We start from the raw sequence: 18,916 nt of genomic DNA, 5'->3' as shown, positions 1-18,916 counted from the left end.
CTTAGTTTCTTCCCTTTGAGAAGGTTAGGATGGGCTTAATATATTTTTTAATTTTTCAACCAATCGATACACATCCTCAAACGAATTATAAAATGGTGTTGGCGCACAGCGTATCACATCGGGTTCTCTCCAGTCGCTAATAACACCAACTTCTGTTAATTTATCATGCAATGTTTTATCTGCATTTTTTACTTGAATAGATAGCTGGCAACCGCGTTCTTCAGGGTTACTAGGTGTGATAATTCTAATAGTATCTTTTCCTAATTGTTTTAAAAGAAATTCGAAATAGCCAGTTAGCTTTTTAGATTTTTCAATAAGGTTTTCAAAACCAACATCGTTAAACATATCTAAAGAAGCTTTAATAGCAGCCATTGATAATATGGGTGGATTACTCAATTGCCAGCCTTCGGCACCAGGCAATTGATCAAATTCATCACGCATGTTAAAACGGGTTTGTTTGTTGTGGCTCCACCAACCTGTAAATCGGTTGAGTTTTTTATTGTAAGCGTGTCGTTCATGTACAAAACAACCTGCTAAACTTCCTGGACCCGAATTTAGGTATTTGTATGTGCACCAAACGGCAAAGTCAGCTCCAGAATCGTGTAAATCTAGTGCCACATTACCAGCGCCATGTGCACAATCAAACCCAACATTACAGCCATGTTTATGCCCAAGTTTGGTAATGCGTTTTAAATCGAAATATTGTCCTGTGTAATAGTTTACACCACCAATCATAATTAGCGCTATTTCGTCGCCTTGTGCTTCTAAAATAGCTTCTAAATCGGCGTAATTTAATAATTCTTCGTCCTTTCTAGGTTTCCATAAAATTAATCCTGCTTTATCATCAAACCCATGATGGCGTAATTGAGATTCAACAGCATACTTGTCAGATGGAAACGCATCACTTTCAATCAATATTTTATAGCGTGCTTTGGTTGGTTGGTAAAATGATACCATCATAAAATGTAAATTTGCTGTAAGTGTATTCATTACAACAACTTCAATGGGTTTAGCTCCAACAACTTTTGCCATGCTTTCTGTTAAAAACTCATGATAAGACAGCCATGGATTTTTAGCTTCTAGATGCCCTTCAACACCTAAATTTGCCCAATCTTCAAGTTCTTGGTTTACGTAATATTTTGTTGATTTTGGCTGAAGACCGAGTGAGTTCCCTGTCATGTATATCAAATCATTTCCTTTTTTATCTTTAGGAATATAAAATTGATTTCTATACGATTTTAAGTCATCGTTTTGGTCTTGTTGCAAAGCGTACTCTAGACCTAATTTATAGTCGGACAAGGTGTGTGGTTTTTCTGTTTCTAACAAAAATAAGAATTATAAACTTAGAAATGAATTGGTAAATTCTACTAAATCAAAATATCCTTTTTTTGTATATTTAGTAAAAACTTAAAAAAATGGCTAAGATTAAAGAGTATTCAAATGGCGAAGTAACTGTAGTATGGGAAGCTGAAAAGTGTATACATTCAGCAATATGTGTAAAAGGTCTTCCTATGGTTTTTAGACCAAAAGTTAGACCTTGGGTTAGAATGGATGCAGCCTCAACAGAGGCTATAGTAAATCAAGTAAAATCTTGCCCTTCTGGTGCATTAAGTTTTTATATGAATAATAGAAATGATAAAACTGCTGAAATTTTAGAAACTAAGGTTGAAGTATTAGAAAATGGTCCTTTATTAGTTTATGGTACATTGAGTATTACTCATAAAGATGGATCTTCAGAAACTAAAAATAAAACCACTGCTTTTTGTAGATGCGGATTATCTAGTAATAAGCCTTTTTGTGATGGGGCACATGTTAAACATAATTTTAAAGGCTGATTTTAGATAAACTTATAAAAAGCAAAAGCGCTTCAACCATTGATTGAAGCGCTTTTAATATATATAGGCGCAAATGCGGAAAATTTTAATACAACTTTATATAGATAGAGTTTTAGTCGTACGTTGTATGTTTTAATTACATTAGAAATAAATAAATTTTTCATTTATAATATTTCAATCTTCGTGCCAAAGTTTACTCTAAAATCACTTTTACATTTGAGAATTTAAGATTCCAATCACTTGTTTCTTTTTTATGGTCTAAAGCTATTTTTAAACCATTAAAATTTTGATAGTTTTCAAACGTATTTACAAGTCCAGCTTCTGCTTGGTTGCCTTTTCTATAAGCCCATTCTTTAATAATATAATCATCGCCATAAAATATATCGTACGCATCACCAGGAGTGTAGCCACCTTCATTAGGATATGTCAAAGTGATTTTATTCATTTGGACTTTACTTATAGGTGCTTCGGTTTTAATGGGCTCTGAAATTGTTGCAGCAGTATCCCAAACTAATTGAAACGGAATTAACAACCAGAATTTATCGTTTGTAAAAGCTTTGTCGGCATTTTGAGAAATACTATCTAGTGTTTTTTTATTGTAATTTATGGTGTCAGTTTCTGTAATTAAGGTAATGTCGTTTGTTTTGGGTTTCCATGTCCAGTTTCTTTTCTCAAAAAATGTAAATTGAATTTCAGAAACATGCTTCCAGTTTTCAAAACCATGCGCATTTGCTATTTTTTGAGCTACCGAAATTTCTGGTTCAACGATTGTTTGCTCTTTTTTTTGTTTGCATGAAAGACAAAGAGTTGTAAAACAGATAATGAATAATAATTTTTGCATAATTTAGAATTTTTAGTAAAGATATAACTTGAAGATGGATACGAACAAAAAATATTTTGAAACCAATAAAGCCACTTGGAATAATAAGGTGAAAGAACATGCAAAAAGCGATATGTATGATTTAGAAGCTTTTAAGAGCGGGAAAATATCTTTAATGCCTTATGAATTAGATGCTTTAAGAGATGTAGATGGAAAATCGTTATTGCATCTACAGTGTCATTTTGGGCAAGATACGTTGAGTTGGAGCAGGATGGGAGCAAAGTGTGTTGGGGTAGATTTGAGTGATGAAGGTATTAAATTGGCACAAAATTTAAATGATGAATTACAACTAGATGCTAAATTTGTGTGTTGTAATGTTTTAGATACTTCAGAGTTTATAAAGGATACTTTCGATATTGTTTTTACAAGTTACGGTGTTATTGGTTGGTTGCCCGATTTAAAACCTTGGGGTAAAATGATTTCAGAGCGATTGAAAAAAGGAGGCACGTTTTACATGGCAGAATTTCATCCTATAGTTTGGATGTTTGATTATTTAGATGGGAAGCCAATTATGAAATATGGCTATATGCAAGACGATGTTATTTATGAGGAATATGAAGGTACATATGCTAATCAAGACTCTAAAATGGTGAGTAGGGAATATGGTTGGAATCATGGCTTGGGTGAAGTCGTGTCTGCTTTAACCGAAGCTGGTTTATATATTGAGTTTTTAAATGAATATGATGTAAGCCCGTATAATGTTTTGCCAGATTTGATTGAAACTGAAAATGGCATGTTTGTTACAAAAGATAAATTGTATCCTTTGATTTTTGAGATAAAAGCGACTAAGTTTTAGAGGGTTCGCTTAACGGGCCTTTATAAGGTTTGTACGTTAGGAAAATCGAAGATTTTTAGAAGGTTGCAAATAGTTTGTTGAATGTTTGTCGTTTGTACGAGTTCAAATTTAAGCATAAATTTTATGAGTTATTGGCAGTAGTTTTTATCTATATAATTCGGCATTATATTTTCAGTAAAATAGGTTTTCCAAGTTTTATTACTACCATTAGTTATTTGGTCAAAATATCCAGTAAAAATGTGAATAAATAACATTAGAAAGATACTTATTAGACCTTTGAAAGGTGATATCTTTATTTATAATTTTTTTGTTTTCCTTTGTTCCATTATCTCATTCAACAGAGACTCTTGTTTGAGAACTTTGTTAATTGTAACTAAATAAAGTATTAATTAAAATTCATTGTCTTTAATTTAGATAAATTTTTATATTAGTTTTTAAGTAAATATTTTTTGTTTTTAGTGTTGTGTTATTAATTTATTGGTTTTTAGTAATCATGGCTGATGAATAATAATATATATAGTCTTGGCTGCGTTATGGACATTGTTGAGAATGAACATAACGGGAATATTGAATAAGAATTCTTATATTTTAGTTAAATGGATAAGAGGTTTGTGTACAATTTGACCTCATTTTTAGATTAAGGATTTATTTATGAAGTATTTGTTTGGCGTTACTATTATCTGGGCTTTTTCGTTTAGCTTAATTGGTGTATATCTTTCTGGGTATGTTGATGCATGGTTTTCGGTATTGATGCGTATAGGTATCGCTACATTGATTTTTTTGCCTTTTTTAAGGCTTAATAAAATTAAAGCAGAAACAATTTACAGACTTACCTCAATTGGTGCGGTTCAATTGGGTTTGATGTATTGTTTTTACTTTCAATCGTTTAGGTTTCTTACTGTGCCTGAAGTGTTACTTTTTAGTGTATTTACACCAATTTACATTACTTTATTAAATGATATTTTAAGTAAGCAATTTCATAAAGGACACTTACTTACTGCTTTAATCGCTGTTCTAGGAGCTGTTTATATTCAATACTCAAGCATTAGTGAAAATGTATTTTTAGGTTTTTTGATCACGCAAAGTGCCAACTTTTGCTTTGCTGTTGGTCAAGTTGCTTACAAGTATTTATTAAAATCTATACCTGAATTAGAAAGTACACCAAAGCACACTATTTTTGGATTGTTTTTTATTGGTGCGTTTATAGTGTCGCTAATTGCTTTTTTCATTTTTGGCTCAACAGAAAAGATGCCAACCACACCAGTACAGTGGGGAATACTATTATACTTGGGAGCTGTGGCTTCAGGTGCTGGTTATTTTTTTTGGAACCAAGGTGTTGTTAAGGTAAATACAGGCTCGTTAGCGATTATGAACAATGCATTAATTCCAGTAGGATTAATTGTCAACCTTCTTATATGGAATAAAGAGGCAGATATTAAGAAGATTTTAATTGGTGGTAGTCTTATTTTCGCTTCCCTTGCGCTTAATGAATACATAAGTAAAAGAAATAAAGGAATATCTAAGTCTTTGTTAATTAGAAATGTAAAGGCTAATTAAGATTGGTTTTTCTATTCTTAGTTTAAATTACAGTCTTGACAAAATTCTAGCCATCTAGCTAAATATTAGTTATTATTTTTTTTTATACTTATGCAATAAGTCTAAAGGAATATGGCAATTAGAGTAGTCATTGGGGTGTAAGGTTAATCTATCTTGATGTTCTGCATCACTAGGTATGAAATTTGTTAAAGGAAGTACTTCAATAGCTATTTTTTTTATTGTTTTATTTTTATGGTTTAGTGTCTGTTCTACTTTCTTAATGCAATTTTTTGCCTTTAACAGATGATTTTGGTTATCGCTGTAGATGCCTGTTCGATATTTCTCTCCTATATCGTTTCCTTGTTGGTTGATACTATAAGGGTCAATGATTTCTAAAAAGTAATGAATTAAATCTTCAATTGAAACAATCTTAGAGTCAAAAGCTGTTTTGACACATTCTGCATAGCCATCATAGGCTGTTTTAGTGGATTTTGTAAAGCCATTAGCTCTGCCGGCTTGGGTCTCAAGGACCCCAGGTAGGTGTTTTAAGAACTCTTGTACGCCCCAAAGGCAGCCACCTGCAATATATATCGTTTCGATTGATAATATTTGTTCTTTTTTTGTCATTTTAATTACTGCTAACGTTTATGTATAAGGAAAGTTGCTTGTTTGTGTGCGAGGATTTTCCGAAGGAAAATCAGAAGCTAGCAAACGAGCAACTCACATTGGTTTAGTTAAAACTAGCAATTTTTATATACTATTTTGGCAATTCGTTTTATTATTTATTATCGAGTTCATCATTAATAAGATTTTCAATATTTTTCATTTCACTTATTAATTCTTTAAATGCCATTACAATTAATTTTTCATTATGGTTTTTTGTGAATTGAGCTGCTGCTAAGGATTTAATTATTTCTTTTGAAGAATTAATATTGTCACTAAAAATCTGCTTTTTTAATTCATCTTGATTTTTTAATAAAAAGAATAAATCTTCACCCATAAGTAAAGAAGCCAATCTATATCTTTCTTTATATTCTGTAATGAGTTCTTTGTTAACTTCAACGCGTCTGTCTTTATCTCGTTTTAAATTTAATATTTTGTTTCGAATCACTGGAGGAATTAATTTAATATCTCCAGTACTTTCAAGAGATTGAATAGTGCTTGTGTGAAAAAGAATATTTTTATAACTAAAATCTAATTTTAATAGATTTTGCGCAACTTCTTCAACTGTTAAGTTAGGCGTTTTGTAGCTTTTTCTATAATTGTTGTATTTTAAAATATTGGCGTTGTATATTGAAATGATGCTATTGCAATAATTAGTATCTTCTTTAAATTCGTCTAGTAGTTGTCCATAATATTGATGCCTTATTACATCTAGTTTTTTGTTTTCATTCCAAGTATTAATCTGTAGAGCAATTAAAATCCCAATGACCACAAGTATAATTTCTCCAATGGCGTATTTCAAATACTTTCCAGTTTTTCCTTTTGAAAGTAAGTCTTGTCTAATTTTTCTAAAGAATTTTATCATCGGTTATGGGTTGGTCATAATGTAGCACAGCGTTTATGTATAATGAAAGTTGCGTGTTTGTGTGCGAGGATTTTCCGAAGGAAAATCAGAAGCTAACAAACGAGCAACTAACTTTGGTTTAGCTAAAACTAGCACTTTTTTTTATACGGTGTAAGCATCAAGTTTCATTCTTTTTATTCAGTTTTCTTCTCTTCAATCGCTTCATAGATGCCTTCGGAAACGTGATCAGATGATTGGAGTATTTCATCAACATAGGATCGAAATTCTTCAAAAAATATTGATTTTCTTGTTTGCCAATAATATAGCATTCCTGGTTGATTTTTAACTCCTGTAATAACAACGGTTAGCGACTCTTGAATACTAGCATCAAGAGTTCCTTCTTTTACAAGAAAGTAGCTGTTTTGAAAAATCAAAAACATAGAATGTAAATTATAAATTGCTTGAATTCTTTGTTTTTTAGGTATAGAATCTGGGGTTGCCAAAAATTTATAGAATAATTCACTTGATTGCTGATTATTGCCAATGTCAGCATACCAAGAAGCCATTGCAGAAATTGTTGCAGTTGCGGTAGATGACCTTGTGGCTTTAGTATTTTCTTTGAACTGAAAACCTACAAATATTAAGGAAATAAAGATTGCAACACCTCCAAATATTTCGGCCACTAGAGCGATATTTTTTAATTTATATTTCATGATATTATTTGAGTTAATTGATGCTGACGGTTAGTATAAGGGCAGTAGCGGATTAAAATGCATCTGCCTTTCGGATAACAAGATACTGAATTTAACACAAAAACGGTTCGAGTTTCCATCCGAACCGCTATTGCTTTTATACATTGTTAGCAACTGTTTATTTATTCTTCATGTGTGAATAGTTTATTTACAATTTTCCACTTATCATTAACTTTAGCTAATGATAAGTAGTCATAATAATTATACCCTAACATGGGAACATGTAATTTGGCAATTGCGATTTTACCCAGTATATCTATACCTATGATTTTCATTTTGAAAGTCTCATTTAAATCTTTCGGGCTTTGTCTGTTTTTAACTCCTTCAAGGTATTCGTTTATACTTTTTAAACACTCAACACCTTTAATATCTCCATAGATAGCTACATTTTCATGAAAACAAGCTTTAAGTTTAGTTACATCTCCGTGAAAAATCCCTTCGAAATAATTAGTGATTATACTTTCTATTTCTTTTATACTTTCTTTATACATAATCTGTTTTTTAAATAGCGTGACCTACTGTATGACCTCCTGCTATGTTTATTGTTTCTCCTGTTGTGAAATTTGAAGTAGCCAAATAGTAAGCTGCTTCTGCAATATCAGTTGCTTCACCAATTCTGTTTAGCAAGTGTAACCCAGCTAAACTGTCAGCATTCTCAATTCCTATTTTTCCTTGCAATGGACTTCTGATAATTCCTGGAGCGATTGTATTAATCTTAATATTGCTTTTACCAAATTCAGCTGCTAATTGTCTTGTTAAAGAATGGATAGCACCTTTACTTGTTAATGGCGCTGTTGCTGGAAATCCATCTATGGCGTGTTCTACCAATACAGTTCCTATGTTTATTATAGAACCATTTTGTTGTTTTATCATTTGAGGGATAACTGCTTGAGAGGTAAAATATGTTCCCTTTAGGTTTACACTCCAATAAAGGTCTAAATCTTTTTCTTCAACCTCTAAAAAGGGTTTTGGAGCAAATACTCCCGCATTATTGATTAAAACATCTATAGAATTAAATTTTTCTAATGCCAGAGCAACAAGTTTTTGACCAGTATCTTGCTTGCTAATATCTCCGGCTAAGTAAATAGCATTAGAGGGAGAACCAAATTCTTTGTAAGCCCTTCTTAAATTTTCTTCATTTGAAGAGTTCATTACAACATTACTCTCTCGTTCTATAAAATATTTTGCAATTTCTTTACCAATTCCTGAGGATGCTCCTGTAATGATTACGGTTTTGTTTTTCATTTTCTTTATTTTTTAGTTCCTAAATATTGTTTCCCATTTACTCCCCAATTTGCTATAGGTACTTCATCAATAATTACATGGGTTGTTTGTGGATTTTTGTTGAGTATGTCAACTACTAGTTGTGTAGCACCTTCTATTAATTGACGTTTTTGTTCTTGTGTTACTTGTTCATTAGTAACTCTAATGTTAATGTATGGCATAACTTTTTGTTAAATTAATTGTCATACAAAGGTGATGTGAATCTAAAATTTTAGAAAGGAGGTTTGTCACTTCTTTGAAGTGATGTAGGTCACATTGAGTGATAATAGAAAGGAATAGAGTTATGAGTCTAATCTACTAAGTGTTTCTCTAGAGACACCTAAATAGGCGGCAATCATTTTTTTAGGAACACGTTGGAAAAGTTCTGGATATTGTTCAAGAAGTAAGTCGTACCTTTCCTTAGTTGAATTTTGTAACAATGACAGAATCCTATTTTGAAGTGCAATACGACCGATTTTACTTTTTTTAGCCCAAAAGCGTTCCATTTTGTGCATTTGAGCGGTTAGTTTGTCTCTGTTTTCGAATGAGATATATAGTAATTCACTATCTTCTACACAGTCGATAAAAGTTTTAGATTTGGTTTGTTTTACAAAAGATTCATAATCCGTAATCCACCAATTTTCCATTCCAAATTGGAGAATATGTTCTTTTCCCGTGTTGTCAACAAAGTAGCTTTTTAAGCAACCTTTTATTATCCAGTATTCTTTATTTGCAATTTCTCCTTCTTGAATAATATATTGATGTTTACGTTTATTGATTTGCTTAAAATGACTCAAAACAAAATCAAATTCCTCATCTGTAAGGCTAATTACTTCTTCTATATGTTGTCTTAGAGGATGTGTCATTTTAATTGTTGCTGACTTAAGGATATGAAAGCGTTTTAATGTTTTAAATTTAATGTCAAACGAAGGTAGCTGAAATTTTTTACAAAGTCAAGTTCAAGTATTTGTTGGAGGCTTTTTGAAAATTGAAATTCTAATGCCCTTTTTTTAATAATTCTTTAGGGAACTTTGCTTTAAACCTATTTAATCTTGGGATAGAAACATTTCTGATATAGCTATTGTTTGGGTGTAGCCTTTCATAGTTTTGATGATAGTCTTCGGCTTTCCAGAATTTTTGAAACGGATAAACTTCAGCTGCTATTTTAGCATTCAGTTTTTTAGCTAAGGCTTCTTTCTTTTTTAAAATGATTTGTTTTTGTGCCTCGTTTTGGTAGAAAATAATAGAGCGGTATTGCGAACCTATATCATTACCTTGTCCATTAACTTGTGTTACATTTTGTGATGCAAAGTAGACATCTACTAAGGTTTCAAAACTTACTACTTTTGGGTCGTAAATAACTTCAACAGCTTCGGCATGTCCTGTTCTTCCTGTGTTACTAGCCTCGTAAGTTGGGTTTTTTGTATGTCCGCCAGAATATCCAGAGATAGATTCTTCAACACCTTTTACACTTTCGTAAATGGCTTCTACACACCAAAAGCACCCACTAGCAAAATAAGCTTTTGCTTTTCCGTTTGTAATAGGTACTTGCACAGGTTCGGCATTAATTATGGCTTCTTGTTTTTTATTTGTTTGTGCCGAATTTTGGCAACTGAAAAATAGGACTAATGCTAATAATGGGATGATTCGTTTCATGTTTTTTCTTTTCTTAGACGAATAAATGTACGAAACCTTAAAATAGTTTGGTTATTTTGCCATGATGAAAATCCTCTTCAACTTCGCTCAGGATAAACTAAGCCTAAAAATCAAATCAATCTTAGGAAATTACTAAAGTACCATTCGACGCGGAATTACGCTCTTAAAGCTTTGCTTTGCTAACTGCTAAGTCCAAATTATTAGGCATAAAAAAAGCCTTCAAAAAATGAAGGCTCTTAATTTTATGTTTTAAAATGGACTATAGTTTAGAAAACATTTTTTCCATTTTTGCTTTTTGTTCTTCAGCTAAAGCAGCATCTACTAAAATTCTACCACTATGCTCATCTGTAATTACTTTCTTGCGAGAAGCAATTTCTACTTGTACTTGAGGTGGAATTGTAAAGAAAGATCCTCCAGAAGCACCTCTTTCAATAGCTACAACTGCTAAACCATTTTTAACGTTTTTACGAATACGGTTGTAAGCAGCAACTAAGCGTTCTTCAAGTTGTGTTTTGTAAACCTCAGATTTTTCAATTAAAGCATGCTCTTCTTTTTCTGTTTCAGCTAAAATAGCATCTAATTCACTTTTCTTGTGTTTTAAATGTGTTTCACGCTCTTTTAAACGCTCTTTAGTTCCAGAAATAACTTCTTTTTTCTGTTCTATTTGCGCTTTGAATTCTTTAATATGCTTTTCTGCTAATTCAATTTCTAATTCTTGAAATTCAACCTCTTTAGTTAAAGAATTAAATTCTCTGTTATTTCTAACATTTTTTTGTTGCTCGCTATATTTCTTGATTAAAGATTTAGATTCTTCAATTTGGTTCTTTTTACCAATAATATCGTTGTCTGTAACCTCTAAACTTGCAACAAGTTTTTCTAATCGTATATTTAATCCAGCAACTTCATCTTCTAAATCGCGAACTTCTAATGGAAGTTCTCCACGCACATTTCTAATTTCATCTATACGAGAGTCGATGAGTTGTAAATCGTAAAGCGCTCTTAATCGCTCTTCTACAGTTGCTTCTTTCTTTTTAGCCATACTTTAAAAATACTTAACAGGATTTGTATTTGTCTTTGATAAAATGATGGCAAAATTAGTAATTTTTTTTGTAAGATACGCTACTAAAAGGTTTTTTGTGAACTGCTCACTTTCATAATGTCCTATATCGGCTAAAAGAATCCTGTTTTCGGCCATAAAAAAATCGTGATATTTCAAATCGGCAGTTATAAATACATCAGCACCAGATGCTTTAGCGGCTTCAATGGCAAAACTTCCAGAGCCTCCTAGAACGGCAACTTTACTTATCTTTTTGTTTAGAAATGAAGAATGCCTTATGAACGGCGTGTTCATTTTAGTTTTTAAATGCTTTAGAAATGATAATTCGTCCATAGGTGTCGCTAATTCACCAATCATTCCAATACCTATATTCTGATTTTTGTTTTCTATGGTGGTAATTTCATAAGCCACTTCTTCATAAGAATGCGACTTAAATAAGGTTTGAATAACTTGATTTTCTATATGCTTTGGAAACGTTATTGATATTTTTGTTTCAGCTTCAACATGTGTTGTTCCTTTTACCCCTTTTGTTGGATTAGAATTTTCGTTGCCATTATAGGTGCCGTAACCTTCTACATTAAAACTGCAATTGTTATAATTGCCAATGCCGCCTGCTCCTGTGTTGAATAAAGCAGTGCGTAATTGTTCTGCCTCATCCTTAGGAACGTATGTTGTTAGTTTTTTTATGGTTTCGCTTTGCGGAATTAAAATATGTTTATTTTTTAACTCTAGCTGATTGCAAATCATATCGTTTACACCTTGTAAAGCATTGTCTAATGCCGTATGCATACTGTAAATAGCAATATCGTGTTTAATGGCTTTTATAACGACGCGCTCTACATAATTTTTGCCTGTAAGTTTTTTTAAGCCTTTAAAAATAATAGGGTGGAAGCTAATAATAAGATTACAGTTTTCTTTAATGGCTTCGTCTACAACCGTTTCAAGGGTGTCTAAAGTAACAAGAACGCCTGTTATTTTTGCGTTTTTATTACCGACTAAAAGTCCAACATTATCAAAACTTTCGGCGTATGATAAAGGAGCTAGTTCTTCTAAATAATTAATTATATCTTGGACAATCATGTGCTTTTTTGTTTGTATCAAAGATAAAAGATTATACTTTCACAAGTAAATTTTTATTTTTTAGCTGTCTTGTGTAATCTCAAATGATTTAAATATTGATTATATTCGAACCTTAGTATTTATAACCATTCCCGATTTCGTTATTGTGAAGTTAATTAGAAAAATATCTTTTCCTGTTATGCCTATTTATTATGCTATATCAAGTTTGCGAAATAAATTATACGATTTAGGTTTAAAAAAATCTACATCTTATAACATGCCTGTTATTTGTGTTGGAAACTTAAGTGTTGGTGGTACAGGAAAAACGCCTATGATTGAGTATTTAATTACGTTACTTAAAGCTGATTATAAAGTAGCTACATTAAGTAGAGGTTATAAAAGAAAAACAAAAGGATTTCAACTGGCTAATGAGTTTTCTACTGCGGAATCTATAGGGGATGAACCTTTTCAGTTCTATAATAAATTTAAACAAGCTGTTTTGGTTGCTGTTGATTCTGATAGACGTAATGGTATTGAAATGTTGCAAAAACAAAATAATCCTGAAGTTATTTTGCTTGATGATGCTTTTCAGCATAGAAAAGTAAAGGCAGGTTTTAATATTTTGCTAACAACTTATGCGAATCCGTATTTTAAAGATGTTGTTTTACCATCTGGAAATTTAAGAGAACCTAGGGCTGGAGCAAAACGTGCCAATATTATTGTTGTTACTAAATGCCCAAAGGAATTGGCTGAGAATGAAAAAAATAAAATTATTGAACTTATAAGTCCGATGGCGCATCAGCATGTTTTTTTTAGTTCTATTGGCTATGCTAATGAGGTTGTTTCTTTAGAAACTAAGATTAAAATAGATGATTTGTCCAATTTTACTTTGGTTACTGGTATTGCAAATGCGAGTCCGTTAGTTCATTTTTTAAATGATAAAAACTTAAATTTTGAGCATTTAAATTTTAAAGATCATCATGAGTTTTCTCAGGAAGATATTGCCGTTTTAAATAAAAAAGCATGTATTGTAACTACCGAGAAAGATTTTATGAGATTAAAACAATATGAGTCTTTAAAGGCTAAGTTGTTTTATTTGCCAATAACTACGGTTATTGATAATAACATGGAATTTAACACATTAATTAAAACGTTTGCAAATTCTTAAGCAAACTTGTTAGAATTATTAGCAAGGGCGTTGTAAAGTTTTTTCTCAAATTCTTCTTGCTTAAATGGTTTTGGAATAATGTCTGTAAACCCAGCTTCGTCAAATTCATGCATTTTATCTTCAATTGTTACGGCTGTTAAAGCAAAAATTGTTAATTCTTTATCAAAAGCTCTAACACGTTTAGTGGCTTCCATACCGCTTATTCCTGGCATATGAATATCCATTAGTACAATATTGTAGTTGTTCGCTTTTATCATCTCTACAGCGTCTTCACCATTGTCAATAATATCACATTTAAGATTCATTTTAGTAAGAATCTTTTTGGTAATCATTTGGTTTATTTTATTGTCTTCTACAACTAAAATTTTAACATTTGTTAAATCTAAGTCTTCGGCATTTCCACTAAAATAGGTTACTTTGTTTTCTTTAGCCTCTTCAACAGATGTGTATTCTAAAGGTATTTCAAAATAAAAGGTAGTCCCTTTTTCTAATTCACTTTTAACGTAGATTTTTCCTTTTAAAATATCAATTAATCCTTTTACAATAGAAAGACCTAAACCAGTACCTCCATATTTTCTGTTAATTTGAATAGAGCCTTGAGAAAAGCTTTCAAACATATTGTCTTGTTTCTCTTGGCTAATACCAATACCATTATCTTCAATTTCAAATCGAAGTGTATACGTGTTATCTTTTTGCTCTATTTTATAAATTCTAATCCAGATATCTCCATCTTTAGTAAACTTAATGGAGTTACCAATAAGGTTAATAAGGATTTGAGAAATTTTTAATTGATCGGCGATAAAGTTTTCAGGTAAATCTTTATCATATTCAAAATGAAGTTTAACATTATTATCGTTTGCTGAATTATTTAAAGCAAGAATAATATTGTTTATTTTCTTTTTTAGGTTGAACGATTCGGGATCTACATCTACTTTGTTTGCTTCAATTTTGTTAATTTGAAGGATGTCATTAATAAAAGTTAAAAGGTAGTCACCTGAAAATTTTAATGATTTTAAGTGTTGAACTTGGTCAGGCTTTGGGTTTTCTTCTAATAACATATTACTTAAACCTGTTACAGCGTAAAGAGGTGTTCGTAACTCGTGTGTAACAGTAGACAAGAAATTAGCTTTAGTTTTTGATGCTAATTCTGCTTTTTCTTTGGCAATAATAAGTTCTCCATTTTTTTTATGAAGCATATTATTGGTTTTTAATCTGATGTTGTTATTCTTGTAAAGTGACAAGGTTAAAAGCGATAAAATAGTAATTAAGGCAACACTTAAAATAGATGTTAAGGTGTTCAGGTTTTTATCTTCTTGTGATTCTTCTTTAGCCTTTTTGTTTTTTTCAATTTCAGCGTTCAGCTTGTTTTGTATGTCACTGTTTGTTGATGAATAAGCTATTTTTAAATTTCTTAGTGAATCTGATAGTTTTAAATGTAGCTTTAAGTAAATAGTAGATTGCTCATAATTCTCTATATTTTCGTTGATGTTACTTAGTACTAAATAGCCTTCATTGAGTACGCCTGCAAAATTGTTTTCTTTAGCGATTTGTAATCCTTCATTAGCATAGCTTATTGCTCTATTACTATCATTTAGTTTGCTATAAATAATACCTTGTTTTACAAGTGCTTTACTTTGGGTTTTTAAATCACCTGTTTTTTTTGCTAATGCCAAAGATTGATCAATTACAGACCTTGCTTTTCTGTAATTTTTTAAAAACATATAGGTTTTTCCTTCTTCAAGAAGTGTTTCAGCTAATTTTTTTTCTAAGCCTTCTTGTTGAAAAAGATTTCTAGCCGATTTAAAATAATCTGCAGCTTGAGTGTAATCTTCTTTGTTAACATATACTTCGCCTAAAGTTTTGTAAGAATCTGCTAAATTGGCATCGTCTTTTATGGTTCTTTGAATTTCAATTGACGTGTTAAGTGATGTTATAGCATTATCACTTTCATTATTAGTAAGTTGTAGTCTGGCTTTGAAGGTGTAAATAATCCCTAAACTTTCTTTGTTATTTAGTTGTTCGGCTAATTTTAAGGCTTCATTTAAGTTGTTTTGTGCTTCTAAATAATTATAATTTTCGAGAGCAGAATGAGCTTCTTCAATACGAAAGTTAATCTTACCTTGAAGTATTTCAGGATCATTATCTATCGATTTTTGGGCAGAAATACTGAAGCTAAATAACAGTATCGCTATGTATATGTAGTTTCTGATTTGGGTCATTGTCATTAAATCTTACCGACAAATATAATTATTTTATCGACAAAACACACTTTTTTTCCGTTAAATTGCATATTAAATCAATTATTCTTGAAGAATAGCCTGTTTCGTTATCGTACCAACCTATAATTTTTACCATGTTTCCTATAACAGATGTCATGCCAGAATCAAAAACACAAGAATGTGGATTTCCTACAATGTCAATGGAAACAATAGGGTCTTCAGTATATTCTAAAATCCCTTTATAATGTTTTTTAGAAGCTTCTTTAAACGCATTATTTATGTCTTCAATAGAAACAGTCTTTTTTACATTAAATGTAATATCAGTTAAAGAACCATTAATTACAGGTACTCTTATACCACATCCACCAATTACATCAGATAACTCTGGGAATATTTTTGTAAGCGCTTTTGCAGCTCCTGTTGTTGTAGGAACAATAGATTGACTAGCTGCTCTTGAGCGACGTAAATCTGGATGAGGTTGGTCGTGTAAACTTTGGTCGGTAGTATAGGAGTGTACCGTAGTTATGTATGCCTGATTAATACCGCAAAGTTTATTAATGATATCAATCATTGGTGCAGCATTGTTAGTCGTACAAGATGCATTAGAAATAATACTTTCAGTACCGTCTATAATTTGGTCGTTTACTCCTAAAACAATAGTTTTTATATCATCCTCTAAAGGAGGAACACTTAATATAACCTGTTTTGCACCGTTTGTAATATGATTTATTAAGTCTGAAGTTGTTTTGAATTTTCCTGTAGCTTCAATTACAAAATCAACATTAAAAGGCGTCCAATTAATTGTTTTTGGATGCTTTTCATTTAATAATGGAATTTTTTTGTCGTTTATAATAATATCATTGCCATGACTCGTAACCGTACCGTTAAAAATGCCATGAACACTATCGTATTTTAGTAAATGACTTAGAGTTCTTGCGTCTGCTAAATCATTTGTTGCAACAACTTCAATATTAGGATGGTCTTGCGCTAGTCTAAAAACGCGTCTGCCTATTCTACCAAAACCATTAATTGCTATGCGAATCATCTTTAGTTGATATGTTTTTGAGCATGGTAAGACGAACGCACAAGTGCGCTACTTTCTACATGACGAAAACCTAATTCTAAACCAATATTTTCGTATTCTTTAAATTGGTCAGGACTTATAAAATGTTTTACTGGTAAATGTTTTTTGCTTGGTTGTAAGTATTGACCAATAGTGACAATATCTACATGGCTTGCTTTTAAATCGTGAAGTGTTTCAATAACTTCTTCTCTTGTCTCTCCTAATCCAAGCATAATCCCCGATTTTGTGCGTCGTTGCCCTTGTTGTTTTAAATATTTTAAAACCCCCATGCTTCTGTCGTATTGCGCCTGTATTCTAACCTCTCGAGTTAAACGTCTTACGGTTTCAATATTATGAGATACAACTTCTGGAGCTACATCAATAATTCTGTCTATATGTTTTTCAATACCTTGAAAATCTGGAATTAAAGTTTCAAGTGTTGTTTCTGGATTCATTCTGCGAACAGCTTTTACAGTTTCAGCCCACATAATACTTCCCATATCTTTTAAATCATCTCTATCAACACTTGTTAATACAGCATGTTTAATCTTCATTAATTTAATAGATCGCCCTACTTTTTCGGGTTCATCCCAATCAACGGTTTCTGGTCGTCCTGTTTTTACGCCACAAAATCCACAAGAACGTGTGCAAATATTTCCTAAAATCATAAAGGTTGCAGTGCCTTCTCCCCAGCACTCTCCCATATTAGGGCAACTGCCAGAAGTGCAAATAGTATTTAGTTTGTATTTATCTACTAAACCTCTTAATTCTGTGTATTTTTTTCCAGTAGGAAGTTTAACTCTTAACCATTTTGGTTTAGCTTGACGCTCTGGTAATATATTAGATATTGTGTCTTTATTCATGCTGTTAAAATAATGCAGCAAAGATACGAAGTATTCTTTTAATTTTTTTATAAAGTGGTAAGATACCAAATACTAAAAACAATTAAAAAAGCAATACCTAACCAACTTAAAATATGAAGTTTTTTTGACGGTTGCCATTCTTTGGGAGTGTGTTTACTTGAAATTAATATGTAATTAATTATAGCAAAAAAAGGAGCTGTGATAAACGATAAAATAGTAGCCACTTTAATTAATAATCCCATTTCTGAAGCTAAAAACAAAAAAATAAAAACGGTTCCAATTGATAATAAAGCAATCCAGAAATTATAATTATACTTTGAAGACTTTTTAAATAATAATTGAGAGGTTTTTGCCATAGCTCTTGGAGAGGCATCTAGCGTTGTTAGTGTTGTACTAAACATAGTTGTAAAGGCAGCAATACCAATAATAATATATGCCCAATTACCTAAGCTAGTCGTATATATATTTATTAGTTGACTAGAAAAAACACCAGCAGAACTGCTAAATGTTTCTCCACTATTAAACATAACCAAAGCACCTAACATTAAAAAGCCAATACCTAGAATGATAGTGCTTAAATACCCCACATTGAAATCAAATAATATAGATTTCTTATTATGTTGTTTTGTGTTTTTGTTTTTTTCTATGGTCCATAAAGATTGCCATATAGAAACATCTAAAGGTGCAGGCATCCAACCCATAAAAGCAATTAAAAAGGTAATTTCTAAACCGTTACTGGGTAATATTTGCTGAAAAGAAATTGGAGTAGCATTCTGTTTTAATGCAATAAACACAGCTATAATAGTGCTTATAGTGAGTGTTATAACAATTACTTTCATTAATTTATCTAATAATTTGTACTTCCCAAGTGTTAAGATTGAAATACATATTACTAAAATAATAATAGTCCAGCTTTCTAAACTGACATAGTCTCCAAAAAGCGTAAAAGCGATGCCTGCAGTTACAATTGTTACAGCTGTTTGAATAGTAAACATGGTAGCAAAATTAAGAATGTAATAAATGGCTAAAACACCTTTACCTAATTTATTATAGCCATCTAGTAAGCTTTCACCTGTGGCTGCAGCATATCTTGCTCCAAACTGAAAAAAAGGATATTTAAATATATTTACTAAAATTAGTGCCCAAAGTAGTCCCATGCCAAAATCGGCTCCTGCTCTAGTAGATTGAACTAAATGTGATACACCAATGGCTGCACCTGCAAACAATAAGCCAGGACCTAAGTTTTTAAGTTTGGAAATCAT

20 protein-coding genes are annotated in these 18,916 nt (G+C 31.5%); 4 read left to right on the top strand and 16 right to left on the bottom strand.

The annotated features are described in order from the left end of the window. Positions 1-24: 24 nt before the first annotated feature. Positions 25-1,299: a kynureninase gene (gene kynU, locus RHP49_03370; protein WNH14370.1), complete on the bottom strand. Its 1,275-nt coding sequence runs from the start codon at positions 1,297-1,299 to the stop codon at positions 25-27. Positions 1,300-1,415: 116 nt separating this feature from the next. On the opposite strand from kynU, the gene RHP49_03365 reads away from it, so the two are divergent. Further along, entirely contained in the window at positions 1,416-1,835 is a 420-nt protein-coding gene (locus tag RHP49_03365; GenBank protein WNH13302.1) for a (4Fe-4S)-binding protein, read from the top strand. A 193-nt stretch (positions 1,836-2,028) separates the two neighbouring features. On the opposite strand, the gene RHP49_03360 is transcribed toward RHP49_03365, so the two are convergent. After that, complete coding sequence (locus tag RHP49_03360) at positions 2,029-2,676, bottom strand: hypothetical protein (protein ID WNH13301.1); 648 nt, start codon at positions 2,674-2,676, stop codon at positions 2,029-2,031. A gap of 34 nt (positions 2,677-2,710) precedes the next feature. Between RHP49_03360 and RHP49_03355 the strand changes: the two genes are divergently transcribed. Together RHP49_03355 and RHP49_03350 are read left to right on the top strand one after the other, a co-directional pair. Next, positions 2,711-3,511 (top strand): class I SAM-dependent methyltransferase, encoded by an 801-nt coding sequence (locus RHP49_03355; GenBank protein WNH13300.1) that lies wholly within the window; start codon positions 2,711-2,713, stop codon positions 3,509-3,511. Between the two features lie 651 nt (positions 3,512-4,162). Further along, positions 4,163-5,068: an EamA family transporter gene (locus RHP49_03350; GenBank protein ID WNH13299.1), complete on the top strand. Its 906-nt coding sequence runs from the start codon at positions 4,163-4,165 to the stop codon at positions 5,066-5,068. A 72-nt stretch (positions 5,069-5,140) separates the two neighbouring features. Here RHP49_03350 and RHP49_03345 read toward each other — a convergent pair whose 3' ends face one another. The 10 genes from RHP49_03345 to RHP49_03300 form a co-directional block, all read right to left on the bottom strand. After that, entirely contained in the window at positions 5,141-5,674 is a 534-nt protein-coding gene (locus RHP49_03345) for a peptide-methionine (S)-S-oxide reductase (protein WNH13298.1), read from the bottom strand. 151 nt (positions 5,675-5,825) lie between these two features. Beyond that, positions 5,826-6,575, bottom strand: a complete 750-nt coding sequence (locus RHP49_03340) for a DUF6090 family protein (GenBank protein WNH13297.1) — start codon at positions 6,573-6,575, stop codon at positions 5,826-5,828. 173 nt (positions 6,576-6,748) lie between these two features. Further along, the gene (locus RHP49_03335; protein ID WNH13296.1) at positions 6,749-7,267 is read right to left on the bottom strand and encodes a hypothetical protein; all 519 of its coding nucleotides are present in this window, start codon (positions 7,265-7,267) and stop codon (positions 6,749-6,751) included. A gap of 161 nt (positions 7,268-7,428) precedes the next feature. Beyond that, on the bottom strand, positions 7,429-7,797 hold the full coding sequence (locus RHP49_03330; protein ID WNH13295.1) for a nuclear transport factor 2 family protein: 369 nt from the start codon (positions 7,795-7,797) through the stop codon (positions 7,429-7,431). Positions 7,798-7,807: 10 nt separating this feature from the next. Next, on the bottom strand, positions 7,808-8,551 hold the full coding sequence (locus tag RHP49_03325; GenBank protein ID WNH13294.1) for an SDR family oxidoreductase: 744 nt from the start codon (positions 8,549-8,551) through the stop codon (positions 7,808-7,810). 5 nt (positions 8,552-8,556) lie between these two features. Beyond that, complete coding sequence (locus tag RHP49_03320; GenBank protein WNH13293.1) at positions 8,557-8,751, bottom strand: 4-oxalocrotonate tautomerase family protein; 195 nt, start codon at positions 8,749-8,751, stop codon at positions 8,557-8,559. Between the two features lie 120 nt (positions 8,752-8,871). Continuing rightward, complete coding sequence (locus RHP49_03315; GenBank protein WNH13292.1) at positions 8,872-9,435, bottom strand: Crp/Fnr family transcriptional regulator; 564 nt, start codon at positions 9,433-9,435, stop codon at positions 8,872-8,874. A 130-nt stretch (positions 9,436-9,565) separates the two neighbouring features. Beyond that, positions 9,566-10,225 (bottom strand): peptide-methionine (S)-S-oxide reductase MsrA, encoded by a 660-nt coding sequence (gene msrA, locus RHP49_03310; protein WNH13291.1) that lies wholly within the window; start codon positions 10,223-10,225, stop codon positions 9,566-9,568. A gap of 259 nt (positions 10,226-10,484) precedes the next feature. Then, positions 10,485-11,264: a hypothetical protein gene (locus RHP49_03305; protein WNH13290.1), complete on the bottom strand. Its 780-nt coding sequence runs from the start codon at positions 11,262-11,264 to the stop codon at positions 10,485-10,487. A 3-nt stretch (positions 11,265-11,267) separates the two neighbouring features. Then, a complete protein-coding gene (locus tag RHP49_03300) occupies positions 11,268-12,362 on the bottom strand; it encodes a Nif3-like dinuclear metal center hexameric protein (GenBank protein ID WNH13289.1) in 1,095 nt (364 codons plus the stop codon). 145 nt (positions 12,363-12,507) lie between these two features. On the opposite strand from RHP49_03300, the gene lpxK reads away from it, so the two are divergent. Then, positions 12,508-13,509, top strand: a complete 1,002-nt coding sequence (gene lpxK, locus RHP49_03295; GenBank protein WNH13288.1) for a tetraacyldisaccharide 4'-kinase — start codon at positions 12,508-12,510, stop codon at positions 13,507-13,509. Here the strand turns inward: lpxK and RHP49_03290 are convergent. From RHP49_03290 to RHP49_03275, 4 genes are read right to left on the bottom strand one after another with little or no spacing between them, the layout of a single operon-like run. Further along, on the bottom strand, positions 13,506-15,728 hold the full coding sequence (locus RHP49_03290; GenBank protein WNH13287.1) for an ATP-binding protein: 2,223 nt from the start codon (positions 15,726-15,728) through the stop codon (positions 13,506-13,508). The two genes, lpxK and RHP49_03290, sit on opposite strands and share 4 nt — an antisense overlap. Before the next feature lie 28 nt (positions 15,729-15,756). Beyond that, positions 15,757-16,773 carry a type I glyceraldehyde-3-phosphate dehydrogenase gene (gap, locus tag RHP49_03285; protein ID WNH13286.1) on the bottom strand — a complete coding sequence of 339 codons (1,017 nt, stop codon included), beginning with the start codon at positions 16,771-16,773 and terminating at the stop codon, positions 15,757-15,759. 2 nt (positions 16,774-16,775) lie between these two features. Continuing rightward, complete coding sequence (gene lipA, locus RHP49_03280; protein WNH13285.1) at positions 16,776-17,654, bottom strand: lipoyl synthase; 879 nt, start codon at positions 17,652-17,654, stop codon at positions 16,776-16,778. Positions 17,655-17,701: 47 nt separating this feature from the next. Then, positions 17,702-18,916 (bottom strand): Nramp family divalent metal transporter, encoded by a 1,215-nt coding sequence (locus tag RHP49_03275; GenBank protein WNH13284.1) that lies wholly within the window; start codon positions 18,914-18,916, stop codon positions 17,702-17,704.

It is taken from the genome of Flavobacteriaceae bacterium HL-DH10 (assembly GCA_031826515.1).
Lineage (GTDB): Bacteria > Bacteroidota > Bacteroidia > Flavobacteriales > Flavobacteriaceae > Thalassobellus > Thalassobellus suaedae.
Note: the sequence above shows the minus strand (reverse complement) of the source record. Positions and strands in the feature narration are given on the sequence as shown.